This is a genomic window from Streptomyces sp. NPDC028910 (genome assembly GCF_055564955.1).
Genome location: NZ_JBVHVF010000014.1, coordinates 59,850 through 74,717 on the forward strand (window position 1 = coordinate 59,850; position 14,868 = coordinate 74,717).

At 71.6% G+C, this 14,868-nt stretch carries 15 protein-coding genes; 5 read left to right on the forward strand and 10 right to left on the reverse strand.

Annotation, left to right across the window (positions count from 1 at the left end; translation table 11 throughout):
• Together ACZ4TV_RS18595 and ACZ4TV_RS18600 are read right to left on the reverse strand one after the other, a co-directional pair.
• On the reverse strand, positions 1–1,440 hold the full coding sequence (locus ACZ4TV_RS18595; RefSeq protein WP_468135746.1) for an alkaline phosphatase PhoX: 1,440 nt from the start codon (positions 1,438–1,440) through the stop codon (positions 1–3).
• Positions 1,441–1,743: 303 nt separating this feature from the next.
• A complete protein-coding gene (locus ACZ4TV_RS18600) occupies positions 1,744–3,288 on the reverse strand; it encodes a hypothetical protein (protein WP_468135747.1) in 1,545 nt (514 codons plus the stop codon).
• Positions 3,289–3,657: 369 nt separating this feature from the next.
• Here ACZ4TV_RS18600 and ACZ4TV_RS18605 point away from each other — a divergent pair, with 369 nt between their 5' ends.
• From ACZ4TV_RS18605 to ACZ4TV_RS18615, 3 genes are all read left to right on the forward strand, one after another.
• On the forward strand, positions 3,658–5,499 hold the full coding sequence (locus ACZ4TV_RS18605; RefSeq protein WP_468135748.1) for an endonuclease/exonuclease/phosphatase family protein: 1,842 nt from the start codon (positions 3,658–3,660) through the stop codon (positions 5,497–5,499).
• A 70-nt stretch (positions 5,500–5,569) separates the two neighbouring features.
• A complete protein-coding gene (locus tag ACZ4TV_RS18610) occupies positions 5,570–6,019 on the forward strand; it encodes a GNAT family N-acetyltransferase (RefSeq protein ID WP_468135749.1) in 450 nt (149 codons plus the stop codon).
• A gap of 139 nt (positions 6,020–6,158) precedes the next feature.
• Positions 6,159–6,416 (forward strand): hypothetical protein, encoded by a 258-nt coding sequence (locus tag ACZ4TV_RS18615; RefSeq protein WP_468135750.1) that lies wholly within the window; start codon positions 6,159–6,161, stop codon positions 6,414–6,416.
• A 119-nt stretch (positions 6,417–6,535) separates the two neighbouring features.
• On the opposite strand, the gene dapD is transcribed toward ACZ4TV_RS18615, so the two are convergent.
• Positions 6,536–7,516, reverse strand: coding sequence for a 2,3,4,5-tetrahydropyridine-2,6-dicarboxylate N-succinyltransferase (gene dapD / locus ACZ4TV_RS18620; protein WP_468135751.1), 981 nt, complete (start codon positions 7,514–7,516; stop codon positions 6,536–6,538).
• A 9-nt stretch (positions 7,517–7,525) separates the two neighbouring features.
• Entirely contained in the window at positions 7,526–8,791 is a 1,266-nt protein-coding gene (locus ACZ4TV_RS18625; protein WP_468135752.1) for an MFS transporter, read from the reverse strand.
• Positions 8,792–8,867: 76 nt separating this feature from the next.
• Here ACZ4TV_RS18625 and ACZ4TV_RS18630 point away from each other — a divergent pair, with 76 nt between their 5' ends.
• Positions 8,868–9,743, forward strand: a complete 876-nt coding sequence (locus tag ACZ4TV_RS18630; RefSeq protein WP_468135753.1) for a winged helix-turn-helix transcriptional regulator — start codon at positions 8,868–8,870, stop codon at positions 9,741–9,743.
• Here the strand turns inward: ACZ4TV_RS18630 and ACZ4TV_RS18635 are convergent.
• On the reverse strand, positions 9,740–10,303 hold the full coding sequence (locus ACZ4TV_RS18635; RefSeq protein ID WP_468135754.1) for a TetR/AcrR family transcriptional regulator: 564 nt from the start codon (positions 10,301–10,303) through the stop codon (positions 9,740–9,742). The two genes, ACZ4TV_RS18630 and ACZ4TV_RS18635, sit on opposite strands and share 4 nt — an antisense overlap.
• Positions 10,303–10,623, reverse strand: coding sequence for a DMT family transporter (locus tag ACZ4TV_RS18640; protein WP_468135851.1), 321 nt, complete (start codon positions 10,621–10,623; stop codon positions 10,303–10,305). Before ACZ4TV_RS18640 ends, ACZ4TV_RS18635 begins: the two co-directional genes overlap by 1 nt.
• 271 nt (positions 10,624–10,894) lie before the next feature.
• On the opposite strand from ACZ4TV_RS18640, the gene ACZ4TV_RS18645 reads away from it, so the two are divergent.
• Positions 10,895–11,947: a DUF7847 domain-containing protein gene (locus ACZ4TV_RS18645; protein WP_468135755.1), complete on the forward strand. Its 1,053-nt coding sequence runs from the start codon at positions 10,895–10,897 to the stop codon at positions 11,945–11,947.
• A gap of 75 nt (positions 11,948–12,022) precedes the next feature.
• Here the strand turns inward: ACZ4TV_RS18645 and ACZ4TV_RS18650 are convergent, their stop codons facing one another.
• The 4 genes from ACZ4TV_RS18650 to sufC are packed head-to-tail and all read right to left on the reverse strand — an operon-like array spanning position 12,023 to position 14,865.
• Positions 12,023–12,367 (reverse strand): metal-sulfur cluster assembly factor, encoded by a 345-nt coding sequence (locus ACZ4TV_RS18650; RefSeq protein ID WP_468135756.1) that lies wholly within the window; start codon positions 12,365–12,367, stop codon positions 12,023–12,025.
• Entirely contained in the window at positions 12,364–12,825 is a 462-nt protein-coding gene (gene sufU / locus ACZ4TV_RS18655; protein WP_468135757.1) for a Fe-S cluster assembly sulfur transfer protein SufU, read from the reverse strand. Before sufU ends, ACZ4TV_RS18650 begins: the two co-directional genes overlap by 4 nt.
• 22 nt (positions 12,826–12,847) lie before the next feature.
• Positions 12,848–14,104 carry a cysteine desulfurase gene (locus ACZ4TV_RS18660; protein ID WP_468135758.1) on the reverse strand — a complete coding sequence of 419 codons (1,257 nt, stop codon included), beginning with the start codon at positions 14,102–14,104 and terminating at the stop codon, positions 12,848–12,850.
• Complete coding sequence (gene sufC, locus ACZ4TV_RS18665; RefSeq protein ID WP_468135759.1) at positions 14,101–14,865, reverse strand: Fe-S cluster assembly ATPase SufC; 765 nt, start codon at positions 14,863–14,865, stop codon at positions 14,101–14,103. Before sufC ends, ACZ4TV_RS18660 begins: the two co-directional genes overlap by 4 nt.
• Positions 14,866–14,868 lie beyond the last annotated feature (3 nt).

Consider the following 14,868-nt stretch of genomic DNA (forward strand, 5'->3'; position numbering starts at 1 on the left):
TCAGTGTGCGCGCCGCCACGGCCCGGTGACGGCCAGCATCACGCCCGGGTCCTGGATGCTGACGTACAGCGTGCGCCCGTCCGGGGAGAAGCAGACGCCGGCAAATTCGGAGTACTCCGGCTCCTCGGCCGACCCGATGTTCAGCTCGTTGCGCGCGAGCGGGTAGGTGCGGCCCGATTCGGTCGCGCCGAAGAGGTGCTGCAGCCCCGAGCCGTCCTCCGCCAGGATCAGGCCGCCGTACGGGGACACGGTGATGTTGTCGGGGCCGTCGTAGCCGGATCCCGCCGACGGGTCCGCGTTGACCCCGATGAGGACGGTCAGCCGGATCGTGCGCCGCTTGGGGTCGTAGAACCAGACCTGACCGTCGTGGGCCGCGCCCGGGCTCTCCTCACGGGCGTAGGAGGAGACGAAATACGCGCCGCCGTCGGCCCACCACATGCCCTCCAGCTTGCGTCCGCGCGTCACGACGCCGTCCGCGAACTGCTTGCGCACCGGAACGGTCCGCGCGTCGCGGTCCGCCACGTCCACCCAGTCGACCCCGTAGACGGTGCCGATCTTCGTCGCGCGCGAGAGGTCGTCGACGAACCGGCCGTGGCTGTCGATGCACTTGGCGGCCTGGAGCACGCCGGCGTCGGCCGCGAGCGTACGGAGCTTGCCGCGCCCGTGGCGGAAGCCGCGGGGCGGGGTCCAGCGGTAGAGCAGCCCGTTGGGGCCGGAGGCGTCCTCGGTCAGGTACGCGTGGCCCTGGCGCGGGTCGATGACCACGGCCTCGTGGTCATAGCGACCGAAGGCCTTGACGGGCTGCGGGTCGCGGTTGGCGCGGCGGTCGTGCGGGTCGACCTCGAAGACGTAGCCGTGGTCCTTGGTCATGCCGTTCTTGCCGGCGAGGTCCGAGTTCTCCTCGCAGGTCAGCCACGTGTCCCATGGCGTGGCGCCGCCCGCGCAGTTGGTCGACGTACCGGCGACGCCCACCCATTCGGCGACCTCACCGCCGCGCCGGACCTCGACGACCGTGCAACCGCCGGCCGCGGCCGGATCGTAGACGAGGCCCTCGGCGAGCGGGACGGGGTGGGCCCAGTTCGCCCGCCTGCCCTTGAGCTCGTGGTTGTTGACGAGGAGGGTGACCCCGCGGTGGCCCTCGAAGGCGGCGGTCCCGTCGTGGTTGGACGGGGTGCTCTCGCCGGACTCCAGCGTGGTGACCCCGCTGTGCGTGATCACCCGGTAGCTGAATCCGGCGGGGAGGGCGAGGATCCCGGCCGGGTCGGGGACGAGCGGGCCGTAGCCGGGCTCGCAGGGCCGCCCGTGCTCGTCGCGGTGCGCGCTGTCGTCGGCGGCGAGGGCCCCCGGGGCGGTGGCGAGGGCGCCGACCGTCCCGGTGAGAGCGACTCCCGCGCCGGCGATGACGGTACGGGCGGTGAAGTCTCTGCGGCTGAGCGGCATCGGGTCTCCAGGGGTGGGGAGGTGGCGCGCCTGTCGTGCGGTCGTCGGCGCACACGCTCTCGCCCGCACGTGAACGGCGGCTGAATTACCCACGAAGAGGAACCGTCCCCTTGCGGGGGGACGGAATGGCCAACTCCGGCCCTGGAACGGCGCATTGTCGACGTCGGTCCGCCCCCGGCCGGCTCGCACCTGCGCAGCCGGCCCGGGCCCTGCCCGCCCACCCGGACGGGCAGACGGACAGACGGACAGACGGACAGACGGGCAGACGGACAGGCGGACAGGCGGACAGGCGGGCAGGCGGTCCTAGGACCGCCGGGACCGCGCCTTGAACGCGGCCTTGCGGGCCTCCTTCGCTGCCTTCTTGTCAGGGTGCAGCCGTCCCATCGCCTCCAGGACGTACGCCGTCGCCGGGTGCTCCACCCGCCACACCCGGTCGAAGAACCCCGCATGATGAGCGGTCAGGGTCTCCATCAGCAGCGGCAGTTCCTCCGTCTCCCCGTCGGCGGCGAGCTGCGCCGCGATCGTGTCGACCGTCAGCCAGAACACCATCTCCGGGTCGGGCGCCGGTACGTCGCCGACCCCGCGCTCCGCCAGCCAGACCCGGGCGAGCCCGCCGAGCTCCGGGTCGTCCAGCACCGAGCGGACCGCCGGCTCGGCCTCCGGCCCGGCCTGCGCCAGGGCCTGCTGGCACCGCAGCCGGCGCAGCGGGCCGCCCTCGTCGGCCCCGCGCGCGGCGGCCAGCAGTTCGGCGGCCGCGGCGGGCAGTTCACGGCCGGCCAGCCACTGTTCGATCTCGGCCTGGGCGGCGTCCTCGGGGTAGAAGGAGACCGCGTCGAGCAGTGCGTCGGCGCCCTTGTCGGCCAGTTCGCCCACGGCGGGGGCCTCGACCCCGGCCTCCAGCATCCGGGCGCGGACCCCGTACAGGCCGAGCGGGGTCAGGCGGACCATGCCGTAGCGGGTGATGTCCTCGTCGTCCGGGCCGCCCGCCCGCGCACCGGCGGCGACCTCTGATCCGAGCGGGTCCCGGTCCCCGTCCCCGTCCCCGTCCCCATCCTCCGCCATCAGCTCCTCGTCGACGGGCCGGAACTCGACCAGCCCGATCGGCTCCAGCTGCCTGAACTGGACGTCGAGGCGCATCATCGCGTCCGAGACCTGCTCCAGCACGGCGTCGGTCGGCTCGCCCATGTCGTCGGGCACGACCATCGACGCGGCGAGCACCGGCAGCGGAACCGGTCCGTCCGCGGCCCCGCCCTCGGTGACGGTCAAGAGGTAGAGGTTGGCGAGGACCCCGTCGAGGAAGTCCGCCTCGAAGCCCGGGTTCCAGTCCAGCCGGTCGAAGTCGATCTCGCCGCCCGCGTCCAGCGCGTCGACGAGGTCGTCCAGGTCGGGCACCGCCGCGTCGGCGAGCACCGTGTCCAGGGCCGCCAGCCAGAGGTCGAGTACGTCGCCGGGCGCACCGCTCGTCACCAGCGCCAGGTCCTCACCGGGCGCGGCCGTGCCGAACCGCTCCTCGCCGTCCTCCCCGCCGCCCGCACCGTCTCCCGCGTTCTCTCCGTCCTCCTCCGGCTCGGTCACGTCGACCAGCCCGGTGTCCACGGCCACCCGCCAGGCCTGGCTCGCGTATCCGGCCGCGTCCCCGTCGGCGGCGTCGAGCCCGAGCACCGCCGCGGCCTCGGGCAGCTGGTCGGCGGCGAGTTCACCGCCGACGCCGACGCGGGTGTCCGGTCCGGCCCAGCGGGCGAGGCGTACGGCGCGCGCGAACAGCGGGGCGCCGAGGGCGTCGCGGGCCAGTTCCGCATCGGAGTGCAGCCGTACCGGCGGCAGCGTGGGGTGAGACTTCGCGGACATGGGGCGGTTCTCCTCGCGGGCGCGGTGGGACGGGGCGGGCCGGGCCGTGACGGGCGACCGGTCCGTCATGCCCGCCCGGATATCGGCGACATGGCCGACATGCCGGGCAGCGCGGGCATGGCAGATGTGGCGCAGATGACAGCGGTGGCCGTCGTACGGCGCCCCAGCGTAGACGCAATTCGGGCGCCTCCGGCGGGTCATCCCCTTTGGTTCATCCCACAGTCAGCTGCCGTATCCCCTGGAGGGCTTGACAACTTTGCTGGTCACCCAGGAAATTGACGCGCGTAGATGTATCGGGAGCGGCAAGCCTCCCGCAGACCTCGCTGCCGCGTCCCTCCGTACCCCTCTCCCACACCGGAGTTCCTGCCCATGCGCTCCTCGCATCCCCGTTCCGCCGCCGTCGCGGCCCTCGTCGCCACCGCGCTGGCCACCGGCCTGCTCGCGGGCTCCGCCGACGCGGCCGAAGGCGCCGTGTCCGCCGATCCGATACGCATCCACGACATCCAGGGCACCACCCGGATATCCCCGCTCGTCGGCAAGCAGGTCACCGGCGTCGAGGGCATCGTGACGGGCGTGCGTACGTACGGCTCGCGCGGTTTCTGGATTCAGGACCCGGACGCCGACGACAACGCCGCCACCAGCGAGGGCGTGTTCGTCTTCACCGGCTCGGCCCCGACCGTCGCCGTGGGCGACGCGGTCCAGGTCTCCGGCACGGTCGGCGAGTACGTCCCCGGCGGCTCCAACTCCGGCAACCAGTCGGTGACCCAGATCTCCAAGCCCACGGTGACCGTGGTCTCCTCGGGCAACGCGCTGCCCGAGGCCGCCGCGATCAACGAGTACACCGTGCCCGCCGAGTACGCCCCGGCCGGCGACCCGGCCGCCGGCGGCAGCATCAACGGCCTGGCACTGGAGCCCTCCCGTTACGCCCTGGACTTCTACGAGTCCCTGGAGGGCATGGACGTCCGCATCGGCACCTCGCGCGTGGTCGGCGCCACCGACCCGTACGCGGAGCTGTGGGTCACGGTGAAGGGCTGGGAGAACGCCGCCAAGCGCGGTGGCACGGTCTACGGCTCCTACGAGTCGCAGAACACCGGCCGCCTCCAGATCCAGCAGCTCGCGCCCCTCGCGCAGCAGCCCTTCCCGGTGGCCAATGTCGGCGACAAGCTGACCGGCACCACCGAGGGCCCCCTGGACTTCAACCAGTTCGGCGGCTACACGCTGGTGGCCCGCACCCTCGGCACCGTCACGGCGGGCACCCTCGCCCCCGAGAAGACCAAGCCGCAGGGCGAGCACGAGCTCGCGGTGGCCACGTACAACGTCGAGAACCTCGACCCGACGGACCCGCAGGCGAAGTTCGACGCGCTGGCGAAGGCGGTCGTCGAGAACCTGGCCTCCCCCGACATCCTCGCCCTGGAGGAGATCCAGGACGACAACGGCGCCAAGAACGACGGCACCGTCTCGGCCGAGCAGACGCTGACGAAGTTCACCGCGGCGATCACGGCGGCGGGCGGCCCGGCCTACCAGTGGCGCACCATCAACCCGGAGGACAAGAAGGACGGCGGCGAGCCCGGCGGCAACATCCGCCAGGTGTTCCTCTTCAACCCGGCGCGGGTCTCCTTCACCGAGCGCGCCCCGGGTGACGCGGCGACCGCGACCGGCGTGGTCCAGGAGAACGGCAAGGCCGCCCTGACCCACTCCCCGGGGCGCGTCGACCCCGCGAACCCGGCGTGGTCGGACAGCCGCAAGCCCCTCGCGGGCGAGTTCGTCTTCCGCGGCAAGACGGTCTTCGTGATCGCCAACCACTTCGGCTCCAAGGGCGGCGACGAGGGCCTGACCTCGCACCACCAGCCGCCGGTGCGCAAGTCGGAGGAGAAGCGACTGCTCCAGGCGCAGGCCGTGAACGGCTTCGTGAAGGAGATCCTGGCGGCGGAGAAGAACGCCAACGTCCTGGTCCTCGGTGACATCAACGACTTCGAGTTCTCGGCGACGACCAACGCGCTGGCGGACGGCGGGGCGCTGTACCCGGCGATCAAGTCGCTGCCGAAGTCGGAGCGGTACTCGTACGTCTTCCAGGGCAACTCACAGGTGCTGGACCAGATCCTGACCAGCCCGGCGATCAAGAAGTTCACGTACGACAGCGTGCACATCAACGCGGAGTTCGCGGAGCAGAACAGCGATCACGACCCGCAGGTGCTGCGCTTCCGCCCGTAACTCCTCGGGCCGCGAGCCGCAGGGGGGTCCGGCCGCCGTCCCGGCCGGACCCCCCTGCCACAATCCCGGCATGATCTTCCGTGAGGCCACGCGCCAGGACCTGCCCGCCGTACTCGCCCTGCTCGCCGACGAGGACCGGGTGCTGGATCCGGCCTCGATCCCGGTCGGCGAGGCGCACGAGCGCGCCTTCGCCGCCATCGCGTCGGACCCGCGCAACGAGATGCTGGTCCTCACGGACGGCGGGGTCGTCCTCGGCTGCCTCCAGCTGACGTACATCCCGGGGCTGGGCCAGAACGGGCGGGAGCGGGCGCTCGTGGAAGCCGTACGGATACGCGCGGACCGGCGGGGCGGCGGCCTGGGCGCGGAGCTGATGAAGCTGGCCGTGGACCGGGCCCGGGAGCGCGGCTGCGGCCTGGTCCAGCTGACGAGCGGCAAGCGGCGCGCGGGCGCCCACCGCTTCTACGAGCGGCTGGGCTTCGCGCGCAGCCACGAGGGCTTCAAGCTGCACCTGGAGCCGTAGGGGCTTTTCCGGCCAAGGTGGGGACTTTCGACTCTGGCGTGACGCTCGACACATCCCTACCGAATCGACCGCGCGTGGTGTTGAGTGTCCACACGCCCGATCTTGCGCCGTCTTGTACCCCGCACCCCCGGAGGACCGCGTGTTCCCCTCCATCTCGCTCGTCCAGGAAATCGGCCTCGCCGTCCTGCTCGTGGCCGCACTCGTCGGGGTCGTCGGCCTCGGCCACGTGCTGTGGGACAGCCGCTTCCGGCATCCGGACCCGGCCGCCGCCTTCGAGGGCCTGCCGGTGATTCCAGCCCAGCGCAGCGCGGCCTCGCACCCGCTGGAGTCGGTGGAGCTTACCGAGGCGGAGAAGCAGGCCTTCGCGGGCCTGATCCGCACGATCGCCCCGCGCTGATCCGCGCACACCCCAGCCTCCGCCCCTGCCCCGCCCCCTGCCCACGTCAACGCCCCTCACTCCCGTCCGGGAGTGAGGGGCGTTCGCGTGTGACCGGTCCGGAAGGAAGCCGGAGCGGGTCAGTCGTTGCTGTGCAGGACCTCGTTCAGGCCGCCCCAGGTCGCCTTGTACGGGCGGGCCTCGACGGCGCCGGTGACCGAGTTGCGGCGGAAGAGGATGTTGCTGGCGCCGGAGAGCTCCAGGGCCTTGACGATCTGGCCGTCCGGCAGGGTGACGCGGGTGCCCGCGGTCACGTACAGGCCGGCCTCGACGACGCACTCGTCGCCCAGCGCGATGCCGACGCCGGCCTCGGCGCCGACCAGGGTGCGCTCGCCGATCGAGATGATCTGCTTGCCGCCGCCCGACAGGGTGCCCATGGTGGAGGCGCCGCCGCCGATGTCGGAGCCGTCACCGACCACGACGCCCGCGGAGATGCGGCCCTCGACCATGGAGGTGCCGAGGGTGCCCGCGTTGAAGTTGACGAAGCCCTCGTGCATGACGGTGGTGCCCTCGGCGAGGTGCGCGCCGAGGCGGACGCGGTCCGCGTCGGCGATGCGCACGCCCTTGGGGGCGACGTAGTCCGTCATCCGCGGGAACTTGTCGATCGAGGTGACCTGGAGGTGCAGGCCTTCGGCGCGCGCGTTGAGGCGGACGGTCTCGACCTGGTCGACCGCGACCGGGCCCAGCGAGGTCCAGGCGACGTTGGTCAGCAGGCCGAAGACGCCGTCGAGGTTCTGGCCGTGCGGCTTGACCAGGCGGTGGCTGAGCAGGTGCAGGCGCAGGTACGCGTCGTGCGCGTCCAGCGGCTTGTCGTCCAGGGAGGCGATGACCGTGCGGACGGCTACGACCTCGACGCCGCGGACCACGTCCGTACGGATCGCCTTGACCGCGGCGGCGCCGAGGAGCTCCACGGCCTGCTCGGCGGTGAGGCGCTCGGTGCCGGCCGGGCCGGGCTCGGCGACCAGCTCGGGGGCGGGGAACCAGGTGTCGAGGACGGTGCCGTCGGCGGTGAGGGTGGCAAGTCCGGCGGCGACGGCGCCGGTGGTACGCGTAGCAGTCATATCCGAAACCTAACCGGCGACGGCCTTCGGTCGCGAACCGGTCTCATGTGCCGGTCGTGCCGCTCGCGCCGCGTGTCGTCGCTGCCTGGCGTGTACGTGGAGCAACGCCCCGCCGGCCCCCGCCGCGAGCACCGCGCACAGCGGCCACAACAGCCCGGGCGCGGCGGAATACAGCGCTCCGCCCAGCGGCGGACCGAGCACGACACCGCTGATCGAGACCCCCGCGTACAGGCTCTGGAACCGCCCGATGGCGTGCTCGGGCGCCTGGTCGGCCACGTAGGCGGTGGCGGTGGTCTTGTAGAGGATCTCCCCGAGGCTCAGCAGGATCATCATGGCCACGGCGGTCGCGATCCCGGCCCCGAGCAGCAGCGCCCCGTACCCGGCCCCGACCAGCACCAGCCCGGTACCGATGACCGGCAGCGCCGGCCGCTGGCGCAGTGCGACGGCGGCGGGCAGTTCCAGCAGCAGGATCATCCCTCCGTTGAGGGCGATGACGAGCCCGAAGACACGGGCGTCCAGGCCGTGGTCGGCGAGGAAGACGGAGAAGGTGGCGTACTGCTGGCGGTAGACGAGGTCGGTCACCAGGATCGCGCCGAGCAGCACGAGCAGGGCGGGCCGGGCCCGCAGTGCGCGCCAGAGGCCGTGCTCGCCGCGGCCCAGGCCCCCGTCCGGGGCCGCGGCGGGAGTGCGGGAGGCGCCGCGCGGCGGGACGACGCGCGCGGTCCAGAGGGCGAAGAAGAGGGTGCCGACTCCGTCGGCGACGAAGAGCCAGTCGTAGGAGAGCCCCGTCGCCACCAGGGCGCCCAGCGGCGGCCCGAGGGTGAATCCGCCGTTGGAGACGCAGCGTACGACGGCGAAGGCCTGGCGGCGGGCTCCCTCCGGGACGGTGACCGCGACCAGCGCGGCGTTGGCGGCCCGGATCACGCCGGCGGCGTACTCGGCCAGCGGCAGCGCCGCGTAGAGCAGCGGGGTGGGCAGCAGCGGGAGGGCCGTCAGGGCGAGGCCTCCCAGGGTGGCGGCGGCGACGAGCACCCGGCGGTGGCCGAAGCGGTCGCCGTACCAGCCGCCGGTGAAGTTGCCGGCGACCAGGCCGATGCCGCCGATTCCGGTGACGAGGCCGGCCTCGGCGGCGCCGAGGCCGCGCGGGCCGGTCAGGTAGAGGAAGACGAAGACGAAGGTGAAGCTGACGACGGCATTGACGAAGACCCCCGCAGCCAGCAGCCACACGACCCGCGGTATGTCCTTGAACCCCTGCAGCACACCTGTGTCCCCCACATCCTCTGAGTAAGTTCCCTTTGGGAACGGACTATGGCAGCATGACAGCCTTGGGTCAACGGACAAAGGAGCTCCCATGGCCCAGCGCACTCACCTCGGCGACGCGGACTGCGCCATCGCCCAGGCCCTCGACGTGGTGGGCGACTGGTGGACCCTGCTGATCGTGCGCGACGCCGCGCGCGGCCTGCACCGCTTCGACGAGCTCCAGCGCGAGCTGGGGATGTCCCGCAAGGTGCTGGCGGAACGGCTGAAGCTGCTCGTCGACGCCGGGGTGCTGTCGCGCGAGCCGTACCAGGAGCGCCCGGTGCGGCACGAGTACCGGCTGACCCCGCGCGGGCGGGGGCTGCTGCCCGTCCTGGTGGCCCTCCAGGACTGGGGAGACACCTGGGTCCTGGGAGAGGGAGAGATGACGGCGACGACCGAGGAGGCCTCGCGGGAGGCGGAGCGCGTGCACGGGCTGCGCGGCACGCGGGTGCCGGAACTGCTCCTGCCGGACCGTTTCGGCGAGCTCAGCGACCCGGTGGCGGACACCCCGTTCACCGTCCTGTACTGCTTCCCGGGCGCGTACGCGCGCGCCGAGTCCTACCCGCCCGGCTGGGCCGGGATCCCGGGCGCCAAGGGCTGTACGTTCGAGTCGTGCACGTATCGCGACCAGCTCGCGGAGTTCACCGCGGCCGGCGCCACCGTGCACGGGGTGTCGACCCAGCGGCCGGACGAACAGCGGGAGTTCGCGGAGCAGGAGGGGCTGCGGTTCCCGCTCCTCTCGGACGCGGACCTGGCGCTCACGGCCGCGCTGCGCCTGCCGACGTTCCGCGCGGCGGGCGTGAGCCGGATCAAGCGGCTGACCCTGGTCCTGGACCGGGACCGCACGGTGCGCGAGGTGTTCTACCCGATCCGCGACATCGAGGCGAGCGTGACCAGCGCCTTGGCCGCGGTACGCGCCGCGGGCTAGGCCGTCTCTTTCGCAGGCCGCAGCACCCGGCCCAGGATCTCGCGCGCGTACGACTCGTCGTACTCCGCGTCCGTCAGCAGGACCTGCAGGCTGATTCCGTCCATGACCGCCACCAGCGCCCGCGCCGTCACCGGGTCGGTGCGCGGGGTCAGCGCCGCGGTCGCGGCCTCGCACCACTGCGCCGCCACCGGTCGCAGCGCCGGGAGGCGCAGCGCCGCGAGGTAGAGCTCGTACTCCAGCTCCGCCCGGCCCCGGTCCGCCGCGAGGAACTCTCCCAGCAGGCGGGCCAGGGCCCCGGCGAGGTCCGCGTCCGGATCGGCCAGCGCCGCGGAGTCCGTCATCGCCCGCGCGAAGCCCTCGTTGACCTGGCGCAGCGCCGCGACCAGCAGATCGTGCAGCGTCTTGAAGTGGTACGTCGTCGAGCCCAGCGGTACGTCGGCCTCCGCGGCCGCGCTGCGGTGGCTCAGCCCCGCGATGCCCTTGGCGCCCACCACCCTGATCGCCGCGTCGATGATCCGCTGGCGCCGGTCCGGGTCGTAGCGCCGCACGCCCGGGGACATCAGTGCGCCCCGCCGAGGTTCAGCAGGACCACTCCGCCGATCACCAGGGCGATGCCGGCGATCTTCGCGGCGGTGGCCGCCTCGCCCATGAACACCATGCCTATGGCGGCGATGGCAGCCGTACCGACGCCGGCCCATATCGCGCACGCCGTGCCGACCGGCATCGACTTCAGCGTCTGCGAGAGCAGGGTGAAGGCGATGACGTAGCCCAGCACGGTGCCCAGCGAGGGCCACAGCCTGGTGAAGCCGTCGCTGTACTTCATCGCGGTGGTTCCGGCGACTTCGGCGGCGATGGCCGCGGCCAGCATGACGTAGGGCAACATGCGTACAACAGTACACAGCGATGCGTACACCCGTACACAGCGCCCGCAGGAACTGACTGTCATGCCCCTGACTAGGTGAGATACGTTGTGCCTCCCATCGGGGGGACGAAAACGGAGCATGCACATGACGCACAACACAGGGTGGGGACCAGCGGGAGCGCCTGGGCCGGCGGGCCACAGCGGTGGCCGGGGCGGCCCCCCGCCATGGGGTGGCTGGGCGCCCCAGCCCCCGCGGCCGCCCCAGCCCGGGGTGATACCCCTGCGGCCGTTGAACCTGGGAGAGGTACTCGGCGGAGCGTTCTCCACCATCGGCCGCCACCGGAAGCCGCTGGTCGGTGTCATGCTGGCCGTACAGGGCATCTGCCTGCTGGTGATGGCCCTCGTGGCGGGCATCGCCGTGGCCGCGGTGTACGACCACATCGAGCCGGTCCTCGACCCGCCCTACGGGCAGAATCCGGCGTCCGAACACCTCACGCCGTTCCTCGTCGCCGCCGTCACCCTGTTCGTGCTGCTGTTCGCCGTGGGGCTGCTGGCCATGGCGGCGCTCGCCTCGCTCTGCCAGGCGGTTCTCCGGGAGGCCGTCATGGGCCGGCCCACCACCTTCCGCGCGATGTGGCGTACGGCCCTGGGGCGGACGCCCGCCGTCGCCGGAACGCTGGTCCTCACGGGACTGATCGCGGGTTCCCCGGTGTTCGCCGTCATGGCGGTGTGGATTCCGCTGGTGGTCTCCTCCGCCGCCAGCGGCGACCCGTCGCCCACGGCCGTCCTCCTGCTGCCCGCGTTCCTGCTGGTCGCCCTCCCGGTCGCCGTCTGGCTCGGCACCCGGCTCAGCCTGGCGCCCGCCGCGGCGGTCATGGAGGGCGCCGGCCCGATCACCGCGCTGCGCCGCTCGGCCGCGCTGGTCAAGGGCGCGTGGTGGCGCGTCTTCGGCAACACTCTCGTCGGCGGGTTCATCGCGGCGGCGATCTCCTACGTCATCCAGATGCCGTTCCAGTTCGTCGGAATGTTCGCGGTGATCCCGGTGATGGCCGAGCTGCCCGAGGGAGCCGGGCCTTCGGCCGGCGTGATCGTCGGCCTGGTGTTCGCCTTCGTGTGCGTGCTGGTCGGCGGGGTCACCAGCCAGATGTTCCAGATCGGGTACTCGCAGCTGATCAGCGGTGTGCTGTACGTGGACCAGCGGATCCGGCGCGAGGACCTCGCCGCCGGCATCCTCGCCGAACTCCCCGCGGGGACACCCGGCACCAGCACCAGCACCGCGCCCGTTCCCCCGGCTGCGCCGGCGCAGCCGCAGCCGCAGCCGCAAGGGCAGCCGGACAGCTGACGGCCGACGGCGCGACGGCCCACACGCGAAAGGCCCCCGGCACGATGCCGGGGGCCCTTCCTCGTTCACAGCGGCTCAGACGTTGAAGCCGAGCGCGCGAAGCTGCTCGCGACCGTCGTCCGTGATCTTGTCCGGACCCCACGGCGGCATCCAGACCCAGTTGATCCGGAGTTCGTTGACGATGCCGTCCGTCGCCGACTTCGCCTGGTCCTCGATGACGTCCGTCAGCGGGCAGGCCGCCGAGGTCAGCGTCATGTCCAGGGTGGCGATGTTCGCGTCGTCGATGTGGATCCCGTAGATCAGGCCCAGGTTGACGACATCGATGCCCAGCTCCGGGTCGACCACGTCGTAGAGGGCCTCGCGGACCTCTTCCTCGGTGGCCGGCTTGCTCGACGCCTCGGGCGTCGCGTTCTCGGTCATGCCGTCTTCCTCTCCGCGTCGCCCAGAGCCTGGGCCGTCGCGTCCTTCCACGCCATCCAGCTCAGCAGAGCGCACTTCACACGCGCGGGGTACTTGGAGACGCCGGCGAACGCGATCGCGTCCTCCAGCACCTCCTCCATCGCCTCGTCGGGCTCGACCTTGCCCTTGGACTGCATCAGCTCCAGGAACACGCCCTGGATCTTCTGCGCCTCGGCCAGTTCCTTGCCCACGAGCAGCTCGTTCAGTACGGACGCGCTGGCCTGGCTGATGGAGCAGCCCTGGCCCTCGTACGAGACATCGATCAGCGTCTCGCCGTCGTACTTCACGCGCAGCGTGATCTCGTCGCCGCACGTCGGGTTGACGTGGTGCACCTCGGCGTCGCCGTCGCGCAGGCCACGCCCGTGCGGGTGCTTGTAGTGGTCCAGGATCAGTTCCTGGTACATCGAATCGAGCTTCACTGCGTCCTCGTCGCCTCGTCCGTCAGCCGAAGAAGTTCCGTACGTGCTCCAGACCCTCGACGAGCGCGTCGACGTCGGCCGGAGAGGAGTACAGATAGAAAGACGCTCGCGTCGTCGCCGGAATTCCGTAGCGCAGGCAGACGGGGCGCGCGCAGTGGTGTCCCACGCGGACCGCGATGCCCTGCTCGTCCAGCACCTGGCCGACGTCGTGCGGGTGGATGTCGCCAAGTACGAAGGAGATCGCGGCGCCGCGGTCCTCGGCCGTCGTCGGGCCGATGATCCGCAGGTCGGGCACCTCGGCGAGGCGCTTGATCGCGTACTCGGTGATCGCGTGCTCGTGCGCGGCGATCTTGTCCATGCCGATCGCGGTCAGGTAGTCCACGGCCGCGCCGAGGCCGACGGCCTGGGCGATCGGGGGCGTACCCGCCTCGAACTTGTGGGGCGCCGGGGCGTAGGTCGAGGCGTGCATCGACACGGTCTCGATCATCTCGCCGCCGCCGAGGAACGGAGGCAGGTCCTCCAGGAGCTCCTGGCGGCCCCAGAGGACGCCGATGCCCGTCGGACCGCACATCTTGTGGCCGGTGAAGGCCACGAAGTCGGCGCCGAGCGCCTGCACATCCAGGGGCATGTGCGGAGCGGCCTGGGAGGCGTCGATCAGCACCAGGGCGCCGACGTCCTGGGCGCGCCGCACGATCGCCTCGACCGGGTTGACCGTGCCCATGATGTTGGAGACCAGCGTGAAGGAGACGATCTTCGTCTTCTCCGTGATGACCTCTTCGATGTTGGAGAGGTCGAGCCGGCCGTCGTCGGTGAGGCCGAACCACTTCAGCTTCGCGCCGGTGCGCTGCGAGAGCAGCTGCCACGGCACGATGTTGGAGTGGTGCTCCATCTCCGTGATGGCGATCTCGGTGTCCTGGTCGACCCGGTAGGGCTCGTCAGCCCAGCCGAGCATGTTCGCGACCAGGTTGAGCGACTCCGAGGCGTTCTTGGTGAAGATCACCTCGTCGCGGCTCGGCGCGTTGATGAAGGCGGCGACCTTGTCGCGAGCGCCCTCGTACAGCGCCGTGGCCTCCTCGGCGAGCACGTGCACGCCACGGTGGACGTTGGCGTTGTGCTGCTCGTAGTACTCGTTCAGCGCGTCGAGCACCTGGCGCGGCTTCTGCGAAGTCGCCGCGTTGTCCAGGTAAACGATCTTCTTCCCGTCGTGGACCACACGATCCAGCAGGGGGAAGTCCTTGCGGATCGCCTCGGTGTCGAGGAGGCCAGGCAGCTGTGTCACGCGGTCGCGCCACCCTTCACGTACTTGTCGTAACCCTCGGCCTCCAGCTGGTCGGCGAGCTCGGCGCCACCGGACTCGGCGATGCGGCCGTTCGCGAACACGTGCACGAAGTCGGGCTTGATGTAGCGCAGGATGCGCGTGTAGTGCGTGATCAGCAGGGTGCCGACCTCACCGGTCTCGCGGACGCGGTTGACGCCCTCGGAGACGATGCGCAGGGCGTCGACGTCGAGGCCGGAGTCGGTCTCGTCGAGGATCGCGATCTTCGGCTTCAGGAGCTCCAGCTGCAGGATCTCGTGGCGCTTCTTCTCACCGCCGGAGAAGCCCTCGTTGACGTTGCGGTCGGCGAAGGCCGGGTCCATGTGGAGCTGCTCCATCGCGGACTTGACCTCCTTCACCCAGGTACGCAGCTTCGGCGCCTCGCCGCGGATGGCGGTGGCCGAGGTGCGCAGGAAGTTGGAGACCGAGACGCCGGGGACCTCGACCGGGTACTGCATGGCGAGGAAGACGCCGGCGCGGGCACGCTCGTCGACGGACATCTCCAGGACGTCTTCGCCGTCGAGCGTCACGGTGCCACCGGTGATGGTGTACTTCGGGTGACCGGCGAGCGAGTACGCCAGAGTGGACTTGCCGGAGCCGTTCGGACCCATGATGGCGTGCGTCTCACCCTGCTTGACGGTGAGGTCGACGCCCTTGAGGATCTCGCGGGCGCCGTTCTCGGCCTCGACGGAGACGTGCAGGTCGTGGATTTCAAGCGTTGCCATGGA